General features: G+C 63.2%; 1 protein-coding gene. It reads left to right on the top strand.

The features are described from left to right. A partial coding sequence (locus tag ACIQFZ_RS43560) for a nickel-dependent hydrogenase large subunit (protein ID WP_402694017.1) occupies nt 1–1,091 on the top strand: 1,091 nt, incomplete at both ends.

The raw sequence follows: 1,091 nt of genomic DNA, 5'->3' as shown, positions 1-1,091 counted from the left end.
ATGGCGACTACCGAGGTGCGTCGGGCGGGGCGTCAGCCCGCTCAGATCGTGGACATGTCCTGGGATCCGATCACGCGGATCATCGGGAACCTGGGCATCTACACGAAGATCGATTTCGCGAACCGGGAGGTCGTCGAGTGCCACTCGACCTCCTCACTGTTCCGCGGCTACTCGGTGTTCATGAAGGGCAAGGACCCCCGCGACGCCGGCTTCATCACCTCCCGCATCTGCGGCATCTGCGGCGACAACCACACCACCTGCTCCAACTACGCCCAGCAGATGGCCTACGGCGTCAAACCCCCACCCCTGGCCGAACACATCACCAACCTCGGCGAAGCAGCCGAATACATGTTCGACCACACGATCTTCCAGGACAACCTCGTCTTCGTCGACTTCTGCGAAGCCATGGTCAAAGCCACCAACCCCAGCGTCCTCGCCCGCGCCGAACGCACCGAAGCCCCCCGCGGACACATCCACGGCTACCGGACCATCGCCGACATCATGCGCGCCTTCAACCCCTTCGAAGGCGAGATCTACAAACAAGCACTGAAGATGTCCCGCATCACCCGGGAAATGTTCTGCCTGATGGAGGGCCGCCACGTCCACCCCTCCACCCTCTATCCCGGCGGCGTGGGCACCATGCCCCAACCCACCGTCTTCACCGACTACCTCGCCCGCCTCATGCGCGTCATCGACTTCGTCAAACAAGCCGTCGCCCTCAACGACGACGTCTTCGACTTCTTCTACCAGGCCCTGCCCGGCTACGAAGAAGTCGGCCGCCGCCGCATCCTCCTGGCCTGCTGGGGCGCCTGGCAAAACCCCGACATCGTCGACTACCGCTACGAGACGATGAACCACTGGGGCAAAGCCATGTACGTCACCCCCGGCATCATCGTCGACGGCAAACTCGTCACCAACAACCTCGTCGACATCAACCTCGGCCTGCGCATCCTCCTCGGCTCCAGCTACTACGACGACTGGACCACCGAAGAACCCTTCGTCACCCACGACCCCCTCGGCAACCCCGTCGACATCCGCCACCCCTGGAACCAGACCACCCTGCCCCACCCCCAAAAACGCTCCTTCGACCA

The sequence above is a fragment of the Streptomyces sp. NPDC093064 genome, assembly GCF_044754605.1.
In the GTDB taxonomy this organism is placed as follows: Bacteria; Actinomycetota; Actinomycetes; order Streptomycetales; family Streptomycetaceae; genus Streptomyces.
The sequence above is the reverse complement of the archived record's forward strand: the minus strand, read 5'-3'. Positions and strand labels throughout refer to the sequence as shown.